This is a genomic window from Zunongwangia sp. L-65 (genome assembly GCF_056859415.1).
The window spans coordinates 65,361-86,250 of sequence record NZ_JBSXOK010000059.1 but is presented as its reverse complement, the minus strand read 5'-3'; the positions used below and the strand labels follow the sequence as shown (position 1 = coordinate 86,250).

Sequence of the window (20,890 nt, the reverse complement as noted above, 5' to 3'; positions counted from 1 at the left end):
ATGAAACCTAAATTTCATAGATACCTACTTGCCCTAATTGGTGTTTGCCTCCTTATATTTTTCTTTAACCTCGATGCTCTTTACGTAAACATCATGGAAGCTAGAAATTTTGGTTCAGCAAGAGAAATGCTACATCTAGATCATTGGCTCCTTACTACATTAAATGACATCCCGCGTTACGAAAAGCCACCTTTACCTACCTGGTTAACCGCAATTTCAGCTAAAATATTCGGTATAGAGCATTTATGGGCTTTACGCCTACCCGCAGCCTGCGCCGCTACCCTTCTTGCCGTTTCCTTATATAAATTTTCCGCATTAATAAATATCACCAGAAAACAGGCTTTTATAGGATCGCTCATCGCCGTTAGTTCATTTTACATTATTTTTTCCGGAAGAAACGGCCAGTGGGATATCTTTACACATTCCTTTATGATGGTGGCTATTTACTTTCTATTCCAGTTTTTTAGGGATGAGAGAAAGTTGTGGCGTAATGCTGTTCTAGCAGGACTTTTCTTTGGCTTTTCTATTCTAAGCAAAGGACCGGTTTCGCTATACGCATTATTCCTGCCCTTTTTAATAGCTTATGCTATCGTCTATAAATTTCAGGATTTTAGGAAAAAATGGGGTGCATTGGTGGTTTTTCTTGTACTAAGTTTAGTAGTTGGTTTGTGGTGGTTTGTATATGTGAGGTTAGCCGATCCCATTGCTTTTTTAGAAATCACTAAAGACGAAGCCGCAAATTGGGGAAGTTATAATATACGCCCCTTTTATTATTACTGGAGTTTCTTTACTCAAAGCGGTATCTGGACTATCCCATCTTTGGTAGCGCTGCTTTACCCCTATTTAAAAAACAAGGTGAGCAATAAAAAAGCATATAAATTCGCGATTCTCTGGACAGTACTTTCAGTGATTCTTTTATCCATCATTCCTGAAAAAAAATCAAGGTACCTTTTACCCGTTCTTATCCCAATGGCATTAAACACTTCGTTTTATATCGAATATCTTTTCAGTAATTTTTCGGGACTGAAAATGAAAGAAAAATGGGTGGTTTATTTCAACTTCGGACTTATAGCCATCATTGGTATCGCCTTTCCCTTCGGGTCTTATTTCATGTTAGATTTAGACGGAATCTACTATTTATGGTATGCTCTTACTTCTATTGCTTTATTTGGAATAGGCATTTCGATATTTTATTATCTAAGAAAAAACAGGTTTTCTAAAATATTTTATCTTACCGTAGGTTTTATTTGTACAGTAATCGTTTTTGGTTTTCCACTCATCGATACTTTAATCGACAACCCCAATTATAAGTCTTTTGCCGAATTAAAAAAGCAAGCCGAAAACAAGCAATTTACGGTTTATGAATATAATTCTTTTGGTCCCGAGATTATTTGGGATTATGGTGAACCTATCCACATTTTGATTAAAAACGATAGCCTTTCTTTGCCTAAAGAAGAAGAATTTGGACTACTATTTAATGTAACCGACACTATTTCTCCAGAAGAATTTTCAGGGTATTCTATTAAAAAAGTAGACCAGTACGATTTAAATCAGATAAACCCTCAAAAATCGGGTTATAAAGACCGGTTGATGCGTGATTTTTATATGCTAAAGAAGAAGGATTAATGCTATTTTTTCAATTTTATTTAAATCTCATGTAACATTTTGTTTGAAATGTATCTAAAGGCTAAACTTTAAATTCATTTCTTATGAAAAATCTTAAAATGATATGGTACATAGTAGTCATGATTTCTACTGTCCAACTTGTAGGTCAAAATAGCTTTAAAGTCGAAGTTTATGGTAAGGGAGAACCTCTTTTACTTTTCCCAGGCTTTAGTAGTACTGCAGATGTTTATCAGGAGATTATTACTAACTTTTCTAAAGATTACCAGGTGCATGCTTTCACCTTTGCAGGTTTTGGGGATGTTGCCCCTATCCAGTCGGCATGGCTCGAAACGATAAAGAAAGATGTGGAAATCTACATCACTAAAAAGAAGCTTAAAAACATTAGCATCTTAGGCCACAGTATGGGTGGGACTTTAGGCTTATGGCTAGCTTCAGACCAGGACGTTTATAAAAAACTAATCTTAATCGACGCATTACCTGCCATGGGTGCATTGATGTTTCCAAACTATGACAGTGAATCCATACAATATGATTCGCCTTATAACCAACAATTATTAGAAATGAGCGAGGCCGATTTCGAAACAATGGCAAATCAAATGGCTATAAACTTAAGTCTTGATCCAGAAGGCCAAAAAAGGATTGTGGAAGATATGCTTAGAAGCGATCGAAAGACTTATGTGTATGGCTATACCGATCTTTTGAAGTTAGATTTACGGCAAAAATTAGCTAATATTAAGGTTCCCGTTTATATTCTTGCGGCTAATCTTCCCTACGGAAAAGAGGTGGCCACCATAAATTATAAAAACCAATACCAAAACCTGAGTGATTATAAGCTTCATTTTGCAGAAAATTCCAAGCATTTTATAATGTATGACCAGCCAGTATGGTTAATCGATCAAATAAAAATGGCCTTGAATACCAATGAGTAAAAAACTGGAATTTCAGGAAATATACTACTCCAATTACCCAAAAGTAATACGGCTTTGCATGGGATATCTTAATGGCAATGAAGCCTTAGCTAAAGATTTGGCGCAAGAGGTTTTTATTAAAGTGTGGCAGTACATTAAAGATTTTCGTGGAGAAGCTACAATTTCAACCTGGATTTATAGAATTACCGTAAACACCTGCTTACAGGAACTACGGAAGCAAAAAACAAAGCCATTAAAAATTGACATTGCTGGTAATGAGACTATCGAAGACCCCACAACCGAAAAGCAATTTGCCAGTATGTACCGCTGTATCGATAAACTTTCTGCAGAAAATAAATCGATTATTCTATTAGAGCTGGAAGGTTTGCCTCAAAAGGAAATTGCAGAAATCACCGGGATAAATCATGCCGCAATACGAACTAGAATTCACCGAATTAAAGATCAACTTTCTAAATGTGTAAAAAATGAATGATTTTCAGCATATCAAAAAACAATGGCAAAGCCATCAAGCGCCAGCACCGATTAAAAATAGCGATGAAATCATAGCAAAGTCGCAAGGAATAAAGCGTAAACAAAGAATTACAAAAATTATCCTGGGCATTACCGTGCTTCTGCTAATTGCTTTTTTCTTTTACGTTTCGGCTTACAAAAATACAAGAGCCTTTTGGGGATTGGGTCTTATGATTGGCAGCCTGTGCATTAGGATTATCATGGAATATGCCAGTGGTTTAAAAAAAGAAAGTTTCCCGCTTTATCAAAGTATGCTCGCTTTTAACAAGCAATTGGTTCAGTACTATAAATCCAGAAGAAAAACTCATTATTTATGGACTCCTTTGTTATTTGCTACGTATATACTTGGATTCCTACTATTACTACCTATTTTTAAGCAGCAATTATCAGCAGGATTCTATATATACATTATAATTTCTTCGATCATAATTTTTATAGCTTTAGCGGTACTTATAGGTACTCAGATAATAAAAGAGCTAAAAATCATCAAAAGTTTACAGTAGGTACTACCAAAAAATTAAAATGAGCGCCAACAGTATATAAAGAAAAAGCCTCTCTAAATGAGAGGCTTTAGTTTTATTTTTTAGAAGCTGCTACAGATTCTTTACGGAATTCTTTCAAAAGCTTCTCTAAAGCTAAAGAAGATTTTCTTGCGCGTGTTCCTGCTGCTTTGTTCCCAGATTCTAACTGAGCATCAGCATCAGTTTTAAAAGCTTCAAATGTCTCATTGATATTTTCTACCAATTCTTTCATATTGTTTTTATTTAAAAGATTAATTAGACAGGCGAAAATAAAATAATATTCCACTTTAAAAGACAATTCAATAAAAATTCCCACTCTAAATACTCAATTTTAGCATATGGAGAGTTTATTGTTAAAGCCTAAATGGAAATATCCCATTGAATTCGGAACCTAAACTCATCTTTTATTCCAACGTCTGCTGTTTCCAGATCAAATTCAGAAACCTCCATCGTCAATTTATTTCTATGCCCTTTAAAAAACCAGTTAAAAGCAAGGGTTATTTCATCTAAGTAATAATCCTGTAGTGTGTTTGGCGTAAAATTAGCGTAACGGGCAGCAATTTCTAAAGGTTCTGGCCACCAGGCCAAGGACTGGTGTGCTAAATAACCGGCCTGAAAATAAAATCCGTTTAATTTAGTTTCCTGATTATTCACCCGATCTTGAATATTTTTCCAATGCAACTCAGATTGCCAACTAAATCCCTTGTAAACCAAAGCAGTTTCTAAATTGGCCTGATTTATACGATATTGGCCGGGATTCTGTTCTTCAAACCCTTCCAAGAAGCCTCCACCAGAAGATGAAAATCGGGTATAGGGACTCCTGTTTGTTACTCCGGCAAGAGCGATAATTGCTGCTGGTTTTTGGTGAATGCCAAGATCGCTACTTGTAAAACCTAAATTTTCTCCAAACATATTCCATTGAATGCGGCCAAAATACATCAGGTTTTTATCGTCGTTCTCCCTGGCTCCACGGCCACTACCGGTAAAAACACCAAGCCAGTAATTAAAGTCCAGGGGGCCTTTGGTTCGCAATCTTCCATAAAGCTCTACCCCCTGCTGCCTGTCTACGGTAAAAGACCGATTTAAAATTGAACGATCTACGGTTTGTTGTGCTCCACTACTTATACGGCGTTCCCTGGAAAATTCAAGCTTCCACTGCCCTACTTTTATATTTAACCATTCCCAACGCTCTATCATGATTCGGTAATCTAAAAGATTAGATTGCCCAAGCTCATACTCCCAATAATATTTTAACCAGGGTTTATAGGCATGCCCACCAACTTTTAGTCTAGAGCGATTTACCTTAAAAACATTATTGCTGTTATCGGAAAAATTGTTGAACGTATAAGGGTCGTTATCACTTGGTGTGGCAAACCTAAACTGTAACCTGCTTTGAATCTGAAGCAAATAATTATTATCACCAGATCTAAATTCGAATCCTTTTTCGCCGTATTTAAAACGCCAATCCTGAAAAACTGAATTGCTACTTTCCTCCGCTGACTGGGAAAAACCGCTAATGGAAGAAAGACAAAAAACAAAATTGAGCAGTAAAAGCCTTAATAAATAAGGTGTATCATACTTCATAGTCCATTTTTAAAGTATGGGTTCAAAAATAAAGAATTCTAACTTCTTAACATTACAATAATATTAAAGAAACAATTAATTTACATTGTATTATTACTCTAATACCTCTCCAGATATATAAATTTGAACTTATTAGCTTATTAAAGTATTTTCGTGCTGAATGACGTGCTGTTTTACACTCTCCTGAAATTCCTGCGGTGTCATTCCTGCATGTTGCTTAAAAAATCTACTGAAGTAAGACCGATCCTTAAATCTTAAATTAAATGAAATTTCTTTAATGGTATTTTCACTATGAATGATTTGACGTTTGGCTTCAAGGATTAAACGATCATGGATTAATTGAAGTCCGGTTTTATCTAATTTCTCCTTTAATATCTGGTTTAAGCGTTTGGCACTTAAGCCCAATTGTTTAGCATAAAACCCGGTATCACGTTCTTCAAGATAATAGTTCTCCAACAATAACATAAACTCATAAATTCGTTTTTCATTAATATCATGCTGCGTAAAATGCTGCTCTTTTAATTGTATAAGTTGCAATAAAAATACCTTTAATAGTGCTTTGATCATAATCAGGTTCATTTCTTCTTTTTGGTATTCTTCAGAAAGAAGAGTATAAATAGCGTTCAAGCCCTTAGAGCTTTGTTCGGTGACCTGCAAACAGGAAAATTCTCCCTGGATGTTGAACATTCTAAATACATCCAGTAAAAATTCTTTAAGATCATCTTCCAGTAACTCTCTTTTAAAAGAAAGCAATACCCCTTTTTTTCCAGCTTTATTTAATTGATGTACTCGATAAGGCGGAATAAGATAAATCCAGTCGCCCTGTAAGGTTTGAAAAGAATGTTGTGGTGCATGCAAAGCCTTTTCATTTTTAAGCCAAACAATCTCAAAAAATTCCCGACGTCCCGGGTCGTCAAGATAAGAAGGAGGACAATCTATTAAATCCCGAATATATAGTACCTTATTACTTAGCATAATCTACTTCATTTTATAGTTGAAAACACCTGCTTTCCAAAAAGTACCACAAAACTAGCTAATCTCACCCAACATTTTTCATCAATAAGCAAATTGTACCACACATCTATCAAATCGTATACAAATTTGCGTAATGATGCCCTCTAATTTTGTGCCTCCCAAACATAGAGAATAATTATAAAGACGATTAGCTATGAAAAATAGAAATAATGCCAATTCCAGAATCAGCATTCAAAAAGCCTATGATATTATTATAAACGAGCACGTTAACCTATATCATTCTTTAAACTTCGAGAACATTGAAACTATCGAAGGAGCTTTAAAAAATGCAGATCGAATTTTTCTAATCGGGGCAGGTAGGACCGGCTTTATGGTAAAAGCAGCCACCATGCGTTTAATGCATTTGGGATATCAGGTACATGTTGTAGGAGAAACCACTACGCCGGCTATTGGTAAAGATGATCTACTCATTGCCGTGTCTGGATCTGGTGCGACCAAGTCTATTATAAATGCGGCAGAGACTGCCTCTAAAAATGAAGCTCAAATTGTATGTTTTACCACAAACGATTCGTCGCCATTAGCACAACTTTCAAATTATACAGTTTTAATTCCTGCTGCAGGAAAACAGGAACATAAAAATGCTATTTCTCAACAATACGCCGGGAGTCTTTTTGAACAGGGATTCCTACTATTATTTGATGCGCTTATCCAATACCTATGGAAGCAATCTGATAACAGTGCGGAGCAATTGTGGAAAATGCATGCCAACATGGAATAATTACGAACCAAAAATATAAATCAAACATAGAGGATTATGACTAGATTACAAGTAGCAATCGATTTGCTAAAAACTGAAGATGCTATTGCTTTGGCTACCAAAGTAGCTCCTTATATTGATATCATTGAATTAGGAACTCCGCTTATAAAGAGTGAAGGACTTAGTGTTATCACTGCAATGAAGGAAGCATTTCCAGATAAAAAAGTTTTTGCTGATTTTAAAACTGCAGATGCAGGTGCTCTGGAAGCCGAGATGGCTTTTAAAGCGGGAGCAGATTATATTACCATTTTGGGATCAATAGACGATGCTACCATTATTGGTGCTGTAGAAGCGGCTAAAAAATATGACCGCGCCGTAGTGGTAGATACTATTGGTGTTAAGGACCGTGTAAAACGTGCCCAGGAAGTTTCTAAACTAGGAGTAGAATTTGTAGAATTACACGCAGGTTTAGATGAGCAGGCAAAACCGGGATATTCTATCGATGTGTTAATCGACGAAGCTTCTAAAGCCGGTGTACCGGTATCTATCGCTGGTGGTGTAAACAAAAATAGCATTGCTAAAGTAAAAGCATCTGGTGCTGTTGTAGCTGTAGCCGGTGGAGCGATCTACGGCGCTGAAGATCCAGCAGCAGCGGCAAAAGAACTAAAAGAGGCTTTAAGCTAAGCTTTTAGTATAGATTATTCAAAATTTAGATTTGTCATTAAGGCTGGTATTTTACCAGCCTTTTTTGTTTTTACATAAACTTTCTGCGCAGCAAGCTTCTTATTTATTATAAAATTATTTTTTATAACAAAGACTCCTATTTCTTCCCACTAATTTATCATCATGAGATTGGAGTATTCAACTTCAATCATCTATAAATATTAGATTTATAGATGATTTATTATTTTGTTTACTAAAACTATTTTTAGGTATATTTATTTACTAATGTATTAGAAATGAAATTCCAGAAACCAATACGAATTTTGGCTGTAGATGATAATCTGGTAAACCAGTTTTTAATACGGAGCATTATTTTAAAATTATACCCAAAAGCCGAAATTATTACTGCCGATACTGGAGAAGAAAGCATTGAAATATTTCGGAAATCGTCAAATTTTGATCTTATTTTAATGGATCTGCAATTACCGGGAATTAGCGGTTATGAAGCCAGTAAAAAAATAAAAAAATTGGTACAAGGTAAACCTACACCTATTGTGGCTTTAAGCGCCAGCAAAATGGAAGATATGATTAGCAAAGGAAAACCGGCAGGAATAGATGATTTTTTAAGCAAACCTATTTTACCGGAGACCACGAGAAAGATCTTAATAAAATATATCTTCGATAAATAACGTCTTACAAGATTTGAAGCCTCCTTTTGAAGACAATCAGAATACCTGGTGTAAGCTTATATACTATGGACTGTAAAACTAATTAGCATTTCGAGCCATCGTGATAATTATGGATAGTTGGGAGTATACTATTTTTGTAGTTTGCCTATAAAAAACTGACTCGTCTTAATTTTAAAAGACCAGTCAGTATTATTTGATTTCAAGGTAGTAATTACAGCTAATTTTGTTTTTCTAAAGTTTTATTTTCTTTGTTGATTTCCTGCATTACTTCAGCAAAAGCAGTTACCGATTTTTTTCGATCTTCAGCATCGTACATCGCAGACACTGCGATTAATTCGTCTACTTTAGTTTCCTCTAAAAATGCTTTCGTTTTCATTTTTACACTTTCTTTACTTCCTACAAAAGAATATTTAAGCATTTGCTGTACCGAAGGATGCTGAAGTACCCCCCTTAGTTCTGAGGTCATAGGGGTTGGCGGCTTTAAGCCTTCTCTTTCTCCAGTTAGAATTCCTAAAAACATTCGGATTAAAGTAGTAAATAATTCGTTTGCTTTTTCATCGGTTTCGGCGATGATCACATTCACTCCGGCCATACAATAAGGGGCTTGTAAAACATCAGAAGGAGTAAATTCTTCTCGATAAATCTGTAATGCGTTATGCAGATGATTCGTTGCAAAATGACTTGCAAAGGCATAAGGTAAGCCTTTCTTAGCCGCTAAGTGTGCACTATCTGTGCTGGAACCTAAAATATACAAAGGCACATTGGTACCTTCAGCAATAGCAGCCCTAACATCTGAAGTTCTATTTTCTACAGCAAAAAAGCGCTCTATTTTTTCAATTTCAGAAGGAAAAGATTGTGCAGCCTGCATAAAATCAGATCGTATAGCTCTGGCTGTTTTAGGATCTGTACCCGGTGCTCTTCCTAATCCCAGATCTACCCGATCTGGATATAATCTTGCAAGGGTACCAAACTGCTCGGCAATCACTAAAGGTGAATGATTAGGAAGCATAATCCCTCCGGATCCTACTCTTATTTTCTCTGTATTTTCTGCAATATAGCCCATTAATAAAGAGGTAGCACTACTACCAACATGCTCCATATTATGATGCTCTGCAAACCAAAAACGATGATATCCCTTAGCTTCGGCAAGTTTGGCTAAATCACGGGAATTGTTTAATGTTTCTTTATAAGTATTTCCTTTAGAAACATGTGCCAGTTCCAGGATAGAATATTTTATATCTTTCTTATTCATATATTTAAATATTTCAATATATTAATTACTAAAAATTAAAGGTTTTTTAGTGTATTCACATAGTTATCCAAGAGCTTTTCATTAATGGAATAGGAATAAAAACGCCCTTCTTTATGTGCTAAAATAATATCTGCTTCGGTCAGCTTTTTTATATGATGACTAACCGAAGGTTGTGTAAGCGCTAAAGAAGTTACAATAGCAGAACAATCTAAATTACCATCATTAGCACGAATGGCTTTTAAAATAAGAAGTCGGTTACGATCTCCTAGTGCTTTTGTTATTTTTTCAACCTGTTTTAATTCCAAATCTATAATAGCAAGATTAATTCTTATTTGATTGGATCATACCAATTTTGGTATATATTAAGTAGCATTAAATTCTAAACCTTACAAAAAATTATAGCTATCTGAAAACACCCCTTTTAAGTGTTTAAATCTGGCAAAATTTCAGTAATTTAAAGCTTAAAATAAAGTCATGGCAAAAGACATATTTTGCTAATAAGTTAAGTTTTCAAAAGCTTAAAAAATGGAAAAAACAGTGGGAATATTATATTCTAGCGTAGATGGACAAACCCTTAAAATCTGTAAAGAAATTGTCACCCATATAGAAAATGCAGGTTTTAAAACCGAATTATTCGATATTAATGACTTTAAAAGTTCAATCTCCAAATATTCCATTTTCGTAATAGGTGCCAGTATTCGCTATGGCAAGCACAATAAAAAAGTAACTGAATTTATTGAAACGCATAAAAATGAGTTGGAAAATACCAATGCTGCTTTTTTCTCGGTGAATTTAGTAGCCAGAAAACCAGAGAAAAGTCATTATAATACCAATCCGTATGTTATTAAATTCTTTAATGCCACAACATGGCAACCAAAATTAATAGATGTTTTTGCCGGAAGATTAGATTATCAATCCTATTCTTTTGTTGATCGTATGCTTATTAAAATGATCATGAAAATGACAAATGGTCCTACAAAAACAAATCAACCCATTGAATTTACTGATTGGAACCGTGTTAAAGCTTTTTCCCAGAAAATTCTTACTACCTAAAAGGCGATGAAAAAAGTCTATTTTACCTTTCTTAGAATGACTATGTAAATAAAGGGATTTTAAACATATCCCCTTAAAATCGAAGATGTCTTTCCCTGGCTATTAAATATTCTAAAACAATATCTGGCCTGTCGGTTTGGATAATATTAATGCCTTTATTTAAAAAATACTCTAAAGTATCTGGATTTTGTTCAGCCGCCTTATCAAGTTTTCCTAATGCATTCGCAAAAACGGGCTTTTTATAATATTGCTGTACTTTTTTAATCAAAGCAGGGTTTCTATCCCGTTCTGAATTCCCTAAGTGTACAATATCCGGGTCTACATTTAGCATTGCTCTTTTAATCGCTCTGCGATTCATACTTACCTTGGTCATTCGCATAGCAGAAGGTAAATATTTATTGATTTTTCTCATTACATGATGTCTGCTTTCATAAAATACAACCGAATTAACAGCCTCTTGTTCTTTTATAACATCAAGTACTTTTTTCAAGTTTCTGGTATTTAATTTCAGATCTAAATCGAGTAAAATTTTGTCTTTACTCAACATCAGAACTTCGGCAAGACTTGGTACAGAAAAAGGTGTTTCGTTTCCCTGATTATCGACTAGATTGAATTCGCAAATTTCTGCATACGTAAGTTTCCTTATTTTTCCTGTTCCGGTTGTCATTCGATCGATAGTTTGATCATGCATAAGAATAGGAATGCCATCTTTAGTTATTTGCACATCAATTTCTACGATATCAATATGATGATCTATTGCATCCTGAATTGCGGGAATAGAATTTTCTGGATAATTAACATGCATTCCGCGATGTGCTGCGACCAGTATTACCGATGGCGAAGGATTAAAAAGACCTTCTTTGGCATATTGGAAGGCACTAAGGTCCTGTGCTTTACAGCATTCAAAAATAAGTAATACAACTAATAAAACTTTATATCTTATCATCTTAAAAAATCGCTTAGCTTTTATTAATCCCTTAATTTCTATTCCAGATTAGAATCGTCATTTTTAAACTTAGTTTTTCTTACCAAATTAAACTATGAGCCTGGTCATTTATCTGCTAACAATTTTTGCTTTTCTTCGTGGTCTTAAAAAGTAGGAAGAACTAAATTCTTCCCACTTTTTTGTTAATGCACTAAACTGTTAAATATGAAGAAAAGTTTTTTGTTAGTACGAAAATATTCGAATCCATAGCATTATAAGTTATACGAAAGTTACCAAATGTTAATTCAATATTAGGCTTACTCCCTTTTTATCAGACTTCTAGAAACATAAATTTAATAGACAAAAAAAATCATTTAAAAACTTATAAAGTTTGCTTTTATATAGTAACATTGCGCCGAAAAAAATTAGCCTCTGGCTACAATAAAAGTATGCAAACAAGCATTAACCTTACAGAGTATTATCTAAAAAAAAGAAAAATGAACAACAAGACATTTAATCTCGAAATATTAGAGCCTATAGACTTCGAAAATCCATTTATAATAGAAAGTCTTATAAAAGAACGAATGCTAAACCACCTGAATGGTGAATATCATATTCAATCCGTAGATCTTTCTTTAAATAGGCGTGATAACTACGTACTTATCGTAGTTGTTAACCTTATAGACTAGCGCAGATTTAAGGCCTGTGCTCTATAAAGTACAGGCCTTAAATTAAACTATTTTAGTAAATTACCTTGGGGTAAGCCTACAAGCTATTCTTAAAAAATCATTTTTATTTCAAAGCATCACGATAATCATCGAGACCCTGAATTTATATCTATGATCGAGTAAGTATTTGATAAGTCCTATCTACAAACACGCTTCTTCTTATAATCCTCTTTCTCCCTACTACAATTCATCCAAAATACTATGTCATTCACCGATAGTAAAAAATAACCTGTCGATAAAAAAAAGCGATCGCCTGGAACTCATTTATTTTCGTGTTATAAATCAACCAGGTTATGAAGCGAAAATTACTTTTTCTCAGTCTTTTAGTTTCCTTTATCGCAACTGCACAAAACTACCAGTTTTTAGGAACCTATGATAGCCAGGGAGTACCCGATTATTTAGAGGGTCGTGATGACATAAGTACTGAGACCATGAAAATGATCATGGATGCCCTGCCCGAAGGTTATCCGGTTCCAGATTACAATCCACATTACATCACTGCAGGTTATGATACCGATCTAATATTAGATAAAGATGCCGCCGTATGGGTTACTTTTGTAAAGGAAGGCGCAGGCTACAAAAATGTACTAGGATTTTACACTTATGATATCAATGCACCAAAAGTAAAAAAGCCGTTGCCAGAAGATATTACTATTATTTTCCCTAATGTTTCTGAAGGCGGATCTGGAGGCGGACTTCGTGCAGGATATAAAGTTAGAATCGGTGATTTTAAAGCGGGGACGGGCATTGGATGGGTGCTTTTAGCTAACGGCTGGAAAGGGTATGTTACCGCCGGGCAATGGCAGTTATTCTCCAATCCTGATTATAATCCTGAAGCGGATCCTGAATTAAGAAATCACAACGTGCTACTTGCCGATCCAGAAAACGAACGCTTCATCCTTGGATTCGAGGATATAAGAAGAGATTATGCAAGTTGCGATCAGGATTTTAATGATGCCCTATTTTATGTAACTGCAAATCCTTACGATGCGATTAGAACAGCAAATTACGTAGATATAAAATCTGCTACCGATGTAAGCTCTGCCAATCTTGGCGGTCTGGAAAGTAATGGTGATCTAGCCTCGCTAATTGCCAAAAGAAACTTTAACCGAATTAAAGAAAACAACTTTAAAGATAGTAAGCGTAAACAATCAAAATATAAAGCGCAGGGCCCATTTATGAAAAACTCTCAGGTGAATCTGGAATCCCTACTACCAGAAACCGGCATGTTTGGTTCTGAGCAATCTTATGAATCCAGCCCAGAGGATCTTCTTTCGATTACCAATGCTAAAGAAATATTTTCGGTAGATTACTATGAGGGTGATAAACGTATCGCTGCCGCTTTAGCAACCTTAACCGATAACGGCATTTACGATCACTCCAAAGTAATTTGTGACCGATTAAATAGTTCGAGTTTAGAAGATATACGGACTATAAAATTAGCCGGACATGAAATTATTATGATTAAAATCCTTAGAGCCAGCGGGCAATTAGAATATGCTCTCAACTTTTCCATTCAGCTTAACGGATCGGCGGGAAATAAACTATACAGTTTCTGGAATATTGGGGATTATCCAAAAGGAGATTATGCAAACTTTCAAATTTGGGGAGGTTCTATGGGACAGGTAAGCACCTTGGCAAAACATGTTATCGACACCTTTAAAACAGCAAATGGTTTGAGTTTTAATACTGACGAAAGTGAGATTCCCAGTGTTTTTGTAAAAAAAGGAGTTTATAAAAATGGGCAATTACATCTGAAGATCAAAAATAATTCGGGTGCCGCAGCGGTTAAGCTTCAGGGAAATATGCGTGCTACCGAGGTCGCTTCATCAACTGCATTCAATCAAAATCTTGGATTAACTTCAGATTATGAAGAAGAAATTATGGTAAATGCCGGAAGTTTATTCGATGTAGGACTGGAAATTCAAGGAAATAATTCCCCAAAATCAGATGCACTTTATTTAGCCGATGGGCCATGGGGAGTAGATTATAGTGAATCAGAAACAATCATCAATTCATTCAGTATTACTGAATCTAAATTAGATAATTTCAGCAACAATTCTTATCAAATCGAAAGAAACGTAAATGTAAGTGGTGAGATTTATGGAACTTTAAATGTTTTCAGAAATATTTTAGCCGGAGATCAGCAATTTTATACTGATGGTTTTGAAGCCTTAGAATTTATTACAAAAAGTAATCTTCCGATTGAAGTGATTTTGGTAACCGAAGGCTTAACAGATTGGAATAAAAGATATCGTTACGCCATAAATACGAATGAAGAAGGAAAAACCTACAACCTAAAATTATCAGATTTTCGCAATGATGCTGAAGGTTTTAAAGGCGAGCCGTTAAAAGGGGTAGTATTTTCAGTACAGGGGAATTATACCGCATTTCAGCAATTTAGTGTAAACATTGAAAATGTTCAATTCACAAACTTCAGGGAAATTCCTTCGCAGGAAAAACCTATTGCAGTAGTGGATACTCCTGTAAAGAAAGCTTATAATTATCCAAATCCTTTTAGAAATAATACAAGTCTTGTTTTACCAAAATCAGGAAAAAAAGCGAAGGTGATGATCTTTGATATGGGAGGTAAAATGGTACATCATAAAGAATACGAGTTGGATAACGGAAAAATAGAAATCCCGATACAATTAAAAAGCGTCCCACCGGGAATCTATAACAGTATAATTATCGTAGATAATAAGGATAAATCCCAAATAGGATTAGTGGTAAACTAATGATTGGTTAGTTGGTTAGGTTAGTTATGAGTGAAAGTGCCGGGAGTGGTTACCCGGCATTTTCTTTTTTATTACATTCGTTTTTTAATCTTTTGTATTATGAATATCGAGCAACTAAAATACCCTATTGGCACTTTCCAAAATCCTTCAGAAACTACTTCAGAACAGCTTGAAATCTGGACAAAAGACATTGCAGAATTACCTTCCAAAATAAAGAATATCACCAATAATCTTGCTGAAGAAGCATTGTCCTGGCAGTATCGACCAGAAGGCTGGACGATTAAACAGGTGATTCATCATTTGGCAGATAGCCACATGAATAGCATCATCAGGTTTAAAATTGCCTTAACCGAGGATGATCCGTCGATTAGAGGTTACGATGAAACCGCTTGGGCAGAATTGGATGATTATTCGTGCGATATTCAGCAAAGCCTGATATTATTGGAAGGCTTACATCATCGTTGGATAAAATTAATCGATAATTTTACAGAAGATGATTTGAAAAAAACCTTTTACCATCCTGAAAGACAACAAAAATATACATTGAAAACTGCCATTGGTATGTATGCCTGGCATTCTAATCATCACCTGGCGCATATCGAACAGGCGATTAAATTTCAGGGGAAATTTGAGTAAGATAGAATAGAAAAGAGGTCTTAAAATATCGGTTTTCGATATTTTAAGACCTCTTTTTATTTGATAATTAATAGCCCATAACCAACTGAAAAAAATGAAACTTTCGGTCAAAATAAGTATAATCTCAACGTTAGTTTGTGCGGCAGAAATGTATTTTCTAGTTAAAATATTTCCCCAAACTGGGTTGAGCAGAATATTATCTATCCCTTGTAATATTTCATTAAATCTTATACTTACTTTAATTTTAGTAAGATCTATGACCGGAAAAAGTAATCGAGTTATAATTATTGGGTTTATTCTTATGCAGATATTACTTTTTCATCTGTACTTATGGGTTTGGCCTCAATCTTCTGGAGAAGAAAAAAACCTCATTTATGAATTCTATCAAAGAATAATGTAAAGCCATCTGCTAACACATGAAATAAAAAGCTTTTTACTTTACTTCACAGATGAACAAAGTTGCGATGTAAAGTGAGCCTCTACTCTAGTACTTTTAATAACTCAGATCATTCTCACTTCGTCTCAAAAACCGGTTTATTCAAAAATATCCATTTCAATCGGAACCCAATTTCAGTAAATGTAAATCCCGCAGCAGTGGCTGAAGCAATGTTACTTCGAGTGCCATAAAAATTCGCTAAACAACGCTCTGAAAACTTATACCCGAATTTCCCCTGGATACGATAGGTTGATTGTTTAGGATCATCTTCGATAAACTGGTAACCTACCGCAGCTGTTAAACCATAAAACAAACCTTTGGTTTCTACCGCATTTTCATCCATCAGGAAGTCAGCAAATACCTCAACTGCATTAAATCGCGACGGACTAAAATAAATCGTAGGCACCTGATTTTTAAAACTCAAAAATTGATAATTAATCCCACCTTTTAATACCGGCTTGGATAAAAAATTATAATATAACGAGGTGAACAACAAATTTCTGCTATTCTCATCACTCTGTGAACTATAATAATACTGCGTAAACCATCCCAAATTAAAATTGGTGCCCATATTATAATTCATGTAGTAATTATTCACTACAATTTCACGATCTAAAAGATCGGCATTAAAGTTTTGTACTTCGCGATTATAACCAACTTCTAAATCTTGCAATTTATAAGGCTTAATTTTGAAGAAAGCCTGAGCCAAAAACTGGTTGTAATTATTACTAAAAGAGTTCGCCGAATTAATTCCGCCTAAAACATGAAACCTCGCTTTTGGATGAAATTTATAGCTACCACCTAAACTGAAATTGTTAGAGGAAGCTTCATTTTCAGTAATACTATTTCTGGTTTTTCGATAGTTGTAATTGGCATTAAAGCTTAATTTTGTACTTACCGGAAATTCAATATTGGTGTTTGTAGCATAGGCCTTATTATCCCCATTATCGAACGTATAATTTATTTTTTCTTCTATTACTGGAGTAAAACTGCGGTCTAACTTTCCTATAAAATTAGTCGCATCTTTTTGATTGGGAAAAACCCTTAAAGTTTGATAAGCCGCATCGTAGGCATTTTTGGTCTCTCCATCTGCGAAATAGGCATTGGCAATCCCTAAATTTCCATCAAACGAAGCGGTATCTTTTTCTAGTATTTGCTGATAATCGGCAATGCTTTCTTTAAAATCACTTCTATACATTCCTAAAGTAGCGCGTAGTGATAGTACCCAGTTCTCTTCGCCATAGGTAGTTATTAATTCTGAAATATAAGCTTCAGCATTCTCAAAATCTTTGTTCCATACAAGAGTTTGAGCATAACGCTCTCTGGATGCCTGGAGCGAAGTTGAATCGCCTAAAACCTCGGCTTTTTCAATCGCTTTTCCCGCAAGCGACTGAGCTTCTTTTTCATTTTCTGCAATATGTGCAGCTATAGCCATTCCGTTTAGCGCTACAATACTGTCTTTAGCATTTTTAGCCAATTCTAGATACACATTTTTTGCTTCTTCGGTCTCTTTAGTGATCAAATAGATGTTGGCTTTATTTAGCAAAGTTTCCCGGTCACCAGAAAAATCTTCTAAATTTTTATTTAATAAACTAATCGCGGGCTCATACTCCTGATTTTGCATTTTTTGATAGGCAAATCCTAAGCGAATATATTTTTTAGACACCATTGCATTTGGATTACCGGGAGAAGCTTCTAAAGCACGATTTACATAAAGCAATGCATTATCATATTCCTTTAAATTAGAAAGGGTGTTGGCAAAACCTAAAAGTGCCGCAAAATTTTCAGGATATCTTTGCACAAGATCGCTGTAGTATTCCTTAGCTTTATTAAAATGACTTCCCCATAAAAGAGATTCGGCATAATTTAGCTCGATTTCTATATCGCCAGGATATTCTTCCAGTAATTCTGTAAAAATTGAAGTTGCTTTTTGCGGTTCCCCATTTAGTCCTACGGCCCTACCATAACATAAATTTGCAGTTTTGTTATCGGGATACTCTTTAAGGATTGCTTCAAAAAAAGTTTCAGCTTTCGCAAAATTTCCTTGCTCTAAATAGCCAAAACCTTCTTGCATGTCTTGTGCAGATAATAGCTGAATGCCAAAAAACAATAAAAATAATAGGTTAAGTTTTTTCATGGGTACTAGGTTAATTTTTGTAGTTGCAAGTTAAGTCTGTTTTAGTCTTCATTCATCTACATAAAACTTCCGCTCAACGAAATAGAATCCCTTTTCACTGAAATCTCTTGGATATTTGCTCCGATATCTAATCTAAAACCAAGTTAAAATGACTGTATCACAACTAAAGGTAAGAAAAATAACACCCGAACAGTTTTTTATGCTTAGTGCAATGGGCGTTAATTTAGGAAACTACCTATATAATTTACTGTTAGGTAGAATTTTAGGCCCAGAGCAATTTGCTAATGCAGCGATATTAATCACTTTTTTGCTGGTACTGTCTTTTATAGCAATGACGTTCCAATTAACCGTTGCAAAGTTCACCGCCGGTTATGAAACTGAAAAACAACTTCATTTTCTTAATTATGTAAAAAAGGCCAGTCTTATCATTGGTATATTGGCATCCCTTGCAGTGGTATTATTTGCGGGACAACTACAGCAGATTTTTAATACCGATAGTAAATGGATGTTTATCATATTTGGCGTGGGAATACCACTTTACTTCTTAATGAGTGTAAACAGAGGATTTTATCAGGGAAGTAAAAGTTTCTATAAACTTTCGGCCACCTATCAAACCGAAATGTTTAGCAGATTGATCATCACACTTCTTCTGGTAACGCTTTTGGCTAATGGATCATCTGTTTTAATAGCATCTGGAATTTTGATCTCATTCATTTTCGGACTGATCCCCTTTAAAAACAGCGGAAACTTTTTTACTAAAGTAACTTTAGAAACGAACGATCGTAAAAATCTTGTAAACTTTATTGCTATCACTGCTTTCTATGAGCTTACACAAATCATCATTAACAACAGTGATATTTTATTGGTAAAACATTATTTTAACTCTTATGACGCAGGCTTATATGCTTCTTTAGCTTTAATAGGACGATTAGTGTACTTTGTAGCATGGATGTTTGTAATGATCTTATTGCCAACCGTAGTGCAAAAAAAGAAGAATGGCGAAAATACCTTACCCGTGCTTTTTAAATATGTTGGTTTTGTAAGCCTTTTAGCAGTAAGTATAGTTACGGTAACATTTTTCTTCCCTGAATTTATTATAAACATCATGTTTGGAGAAGCCTACACTAGTATTGCTCCACTATTATGGAAGTATGCTATGGCCACATCCCTTTTTGCAATCTCTAATGTATTTGTGTATTATTTTCTATCGATCGATAAATATATGCCGGTGGCTTTATCTGGTGTCTTTGGCTTAGGCCAGGTAGGATTAATTGTTTTCTTTCATAATTCTTTAAATCAGGTGGTTATTGTACAGATAATTATTATGATGATGTTGCTTTTCATTCAACTTGTTTATTTCTTTTACCAACACAAAAAGAAAACTCACCTACAGTAATTTACCATTTATCGAAGAAGAAAAAATAAAGATCGCTTTTAATGGATATTTGAATCATAATTAAACAATGAACGAGGAATTCCTCGAAAAACTAACTCCTCTCAAAAAGAGATTTTAAAACCAAATTTACCATGAAACTAGCAATTGTAACAGCATTCCCTCCTAGTAAAGTAACCTTAACGGAGTATGGATATCATTTGGTAAAGCATTTTGCTTTAAAAGATGAGGTTGAAGAGATCGTATTGATTACAGATCATACAGAAGAAGAAAAGCAAATTGACTTTGATGCCAATTGCAAGATCACCGTTAAAGATTGCTGGAAGTTTAACAGCTATTCCAATATTACAAATATATACAAGGCCATTTCCGCTGAGAAACCAGATGCCATCTTATTCAATCTTCAGTTTATGAAGTTTGGAGACAAAAAGGTAGCTGCAGCATTAGGTTTAATGCTTCCTATGATCTTCAAGATTAAAAGAATACCTACAATTGTTTTATTGCATAATATTTTGGAAACCGTAGATCTTGAAAAAGCCGGATTCACTCAGAATAAGTTAATGCAAAAAATGTATAATCTTATAGGTTCTACCCTTACAAGACTGGTATTACAGGCAGATCTTGTAGCGGTAACCATTAGTAAATATGAGTATATCCTAAAGTCAAAATATAAAAAGAAAAACGTCATGCTAATTCCGCATGGTGCTTTTGAAACCCCTGCTGAACCGAGTTACGATCTACCTAAGGGTCCAAAAAAGATCATGACTTTTGGCAAATTTGGCACCTACAAAAAAGTAGAAATCTTAATTGAAGCAATCGAGAAGTTAAGAAAGACTTCTAAGCAGGACATGGAGATTGTTATTGCAGGAACCGATAGTCCAAACACTCCAGGTTATATTGAAAGCATGAAAGAAAAATATAAAAATGTCCCTAATCTTACATTTACCGGTTACGTTGAAGAAAAAGATGTACCGGTAATCTTCGGAGAAAGTGCGGTAGTTGTATTTCCCTACACCTCAACTACCGGCAGCTCCGGAGTGTTACACCAGGCCGGCAGCTACGGGAAAGCGGTCGTACTTCCAGATTTAGGAGATCTGGGTATTTTGGTAAGGGAAGAAGGCTATCGTGGGCAGTTTTTCACGCCTTCTAATGCCGATTCTCTGGCCAAAGCAATCGATGCTATTATCTCTAACGATGGCTATAGAGTAGAGCTGGGAAAAAGAAATTATAAAGCTAGTTGTTCGTTACCTATGGAAAAAATTACAGATATGTACTTAGAACAGTTTCATCGAATTAAAAATAAAAATTTCAAAAACGGAATGAGCGTAGTTCAATAGA

At 34.9% G+C, this 20,890-nt stretch carries 20 protein-coding genes; 13 read left to right on the top strand and 7 right to left on the bottom strand.

Annotation, left to right across the window (positions count from 1 at the left end; genetic code table 11):
• The 4 genes from AC13DP_RS09545 to AC13DP_RS09530 all read left to right on the top strand — a co-directional run bounded on the left by AC13DP_RS09545 (position 1) and on the right by AC13DP_RS09530 (position 3,568).
• A complete protein-coding gene (locus AC13DP_RS09545) occupies positions 1-1,626 on the top strand; it encodes an ArnT family glycosyltransferase (RefSeq protein WP_483067689.1) in 1,626 nt (541 codons plus the stop codon).
• 83 nt (positions 1,627-1,709) lie between these two features.
• A complete protein-coding gene (locus AC13DP_RS09540; protein WP_483067688.1) occupies positions 1,710-2,555 on the top strand; it encodes an alpha/beta fold hydrolase in 846 nt (281 codons plus the stop codon).
• Entirely contained in the window at positions 2,548-3,027 is a 480-nt protein-coding gene (locus AC13DP_RS09535; protein WP_483067687.1) for an RNA polymerase sigma factor, read from the top strand. Before AC13DP_RS09540 ends, AC13DP_RS09535 begins: the two co-directional genes overlap by 8 nt.
• Positions 3,020-3,568 (top strand): hypothetical protein, encoded by a 549-nt coding sequence (locus AC13DP_RS09530; protein ID WP_483067686.1) that lies wholly within the window; start codon positions 3,020-3,022, stop codon positions 3,566-3,568. Before AC13DP_RS09535 ends, AC13DP_RS09530 begins: the two co-directional genes overlap by 8 nt.
• Before the next feature lie 73 nt (positions 3,569-3,641).
• Here the strand turns inward: AC13DP_RS09530 and AC13DP_RS09525 are convergent, their stop codons facing one another.
• The 3 genes from AC13DP_RS09525 to AC13DP_RS09515 form a co-directional block, all read right to left on the bottom strand.
• Positions 3,642-3,818 carry a histone H1 gene (locus tag AC13DP_RS09525; RefSeq protein WP_041579656.1) on the bottom strand — a complete coding sequence of 59 codons (177 nt, stop codon included), beginning with the start codon at positions 3,816-3,818 and terminating at the stop codon, positions 3,642-3,644.
• A gap of 128 nt (positions 3,819-3,946) precedes the next feature.
• Positions 3,947-5,170, bottom strand: a complete 1,224-nt coding sequence (locus AC13DP_RS09520) for an OprO/OprP family phosphate-selective porin (protein WP_483067685.1) — start codon at positions 5,168-5,170, stop codon at positions 3,947-3,949.
• Positions 5,171-5,302: 132 nt separating this feature from the next.
• Positions 5,303-6,145, bottom strand: coding sequence for a helix-turn-helix domain-containing protein (locus AC13DP_RS09515; RefSeq protein ID WP_483067684.1), 843 nt, complete (start codon positions 6,143-6,145; stop codon positions 5,303-5,305).
• Positions 6,146-6,338: 193 nt separating this feature from the next.
• On the opposite strand from AC13DP_RS09515, the gene hxlB reads away from it, so the two are divergent.
• From hxlB to AC13DP_RS09500, 3 genes are all read left to right on the top strand, one after another.
• A complete protein-coding gene (gene hxlB / locus AC13DP_RS09510) occupies positions 6,339-6,923 on the top strand; it encodes a 6-phospho-3-hexuloisomerase (protein WP_483067683.1) in 585 nt (194 codons plus the stop codon).
• Positions 6,924-6,959: 36 nt separating this feature from the next.
• Positions 6,960-7,586, top strand: coding sequence for a 3-hexulose-6-phosphate synthase (gene hxlA, locus AC13DP_RS09505; RefSeq protein WP_013070558.1), 627 nt, complete (start codon positions 6,960-6,962; stop codon positions 7,584-7,586).
• 275 nt (positions 7,587-7,861) lie between these two features.
• Complete coding sequence (locus AC13DP_RS09500) at positions 7,862-8,254, top strand: response regulator (protein WP_013070557.1); 393 nt, start codon at positions 7,862-7,864, stop codon at positions 8,252-8,254.
• A gap of 217 nt (positions 8,255-8,471) precedes the next feature.
• On the opposite strand, the gene AC13DP_RS09495 is transcribed toward AC13DP_RS09500, so the two are convergent.
• Positions 8,472-9,506 carry an LLM class flavin-dependent oxidoreductase gene (locus tag AC13DP_RS09495; RefSeq protein ID WP_228251792.1) on the bottom strand — a complete coding sequence of 345 codons (1,035 nt, stop codon included), beginning with the start codon at positions 9,504-9,506 and terminating at the stop codon, positions 8,472-8,474.
• A gap of 35 nt (positions 9,507-9,541) precedes the next feature.
• Positions 9,542-9,811: an ArsR/SmtB family transcription factor gene (locus AC13DP_RS09490; RefSeq protein WP_483067682.1), complete on the bottom strand. Its 270-nt coding sequence runs from the start codon at positions 9,809-9,811 to the stop codon at positions 9,542-9,544.
• A 220-nt stretch (positions 9,812-10,031) separates the two neighbouring features.
• On the opposite strand from AC13DP_RS09490, the gene hemG reads away from it, so the two are divergent.
• A complete protein-coding gene (gene hemG / locus AC13DP_RS09485) occupies positions 10,032-10,559 on the top strand; it encodes a menaquinone-dependent protoporphyrinogen IX dehydrogenase (protein WP_483067681.1) in 528 nt (175 codons plus the stop codon).
• A 73-nt stretch (positions 10,560-10,632) separates the two neighbouring features.
• Here hemG and AC13DP_RS09480 read toward each other — a convergent pair whose 3' ends face one another.
• Positions 10,633-11,505 (bottom strand): glycerophosphodiester phosphodiesterase family protein, encoded by an 873-nt coding sequence (locus tag AC13DP_RS09480; protein ID WP_483067680.1) that lies wholly within the window; start codon positions 11,503-11,505, stop codon positions 10,633-10,635.
• A gap of 476 nt (positions 11,506-11,981) precedes the next feature.
• Between AC13DP_RS09480 and AC13DP_RS09475 the strand changes: the two genes are divergently transcribed.
• From AC13DP_RS09475 to AC13DP_RS09465, 3 genes are all read left to right on the top strand, one after another.
• Positions 11,982-12,173 (top strand): hypothetical protein, encoded by a 192-nt coding sequence (locus AC13DP_RS09475; protein WP_272956890.1) that lies wholly within the window; start codon positions 11,982-11,984, stop codon positions 12,171-12,173.
• Positions 12,174-12,505: 332 nt separating this feature from the next.
• Positions 12,506-14,950 carry a DUF4114 domain-containing protein gene (locus AC13DP_RS09470; protein ID WP_272956891.1) on the top strand — a complete coding sequence of 815 codons (2,445 nt, stop codon included), beginning with the start codon at positions 12,506-12,508 and terminating at the stop codon, positions 14,948-14,950.
• A gap of 99 nt (positions 14,951-15,049) precedes the next feature.
• Positions 15,050-15,586 carry a YfiT family bacillithiol transferase gene (locus AC13DP_RS09465; RefSeq protein WP_272956892.1) on the top strand — a complete coding sequence of 179 codons (537 nt, stop codon included), beginning with the start codon at positions 15,050-15,052 and terminating at the stop codon, positions 15,584-15,586.
• A 512-nt stretch (positions 15,587-16,098) separates the two neighbouring features.
• Here the strand turns inward: AC13DP_RS09465 and AC13DP_RS09460 are convergent.
• Positions 16,099-18,159 carry a tetratricopeptide repeat protein gene (locus AC13DP_RS09460; protein WP_483067679.1) on the bottom strand — a complete coding sequence of 687 codons (2,061 nt, stop codon included), beginning with the start codon at positions 18,157-18,159 and terminating at the stop codon, positions 16,099-16,101.
• A 148-nt stretch (positions 18,160-18,307) separates the two neighbouring features.
• Between AC13DP_RS09460 and AC13DP_RS09455 the strand changes: the two genes are divergently transcribed.
• Together AC13DP_RS09455 and AC13DP_RS09450 are read left to right on the top strand one after the other, a co-directional pair.
• A complete protein-coding gene (locus AC13DP_RS09455; RefSeq protein ID WP_013070547.1) occupies positions 18,308-19,555 on the top strand; it encodes an oligosaccharide flippase family protein in 1,248 nt (415 codons plus the stop codon).
• 131 nt (positions 19,556-19,686) lie between these two features.
• The gene (locus AC13DP_RS09450; protein ID WP_483067678.1) at positions 19,687-20,889 is read left to right on the top strand and encodes a glycosyltransferase; all 1,203 of its coding nucleotides are present in this window, start codon (positions 19,687-19,689) and stop codon (positions 20,887-20,889) included.
• The last annotated feature ends 1 nt before the right edge of the window (position 20,890 follow it).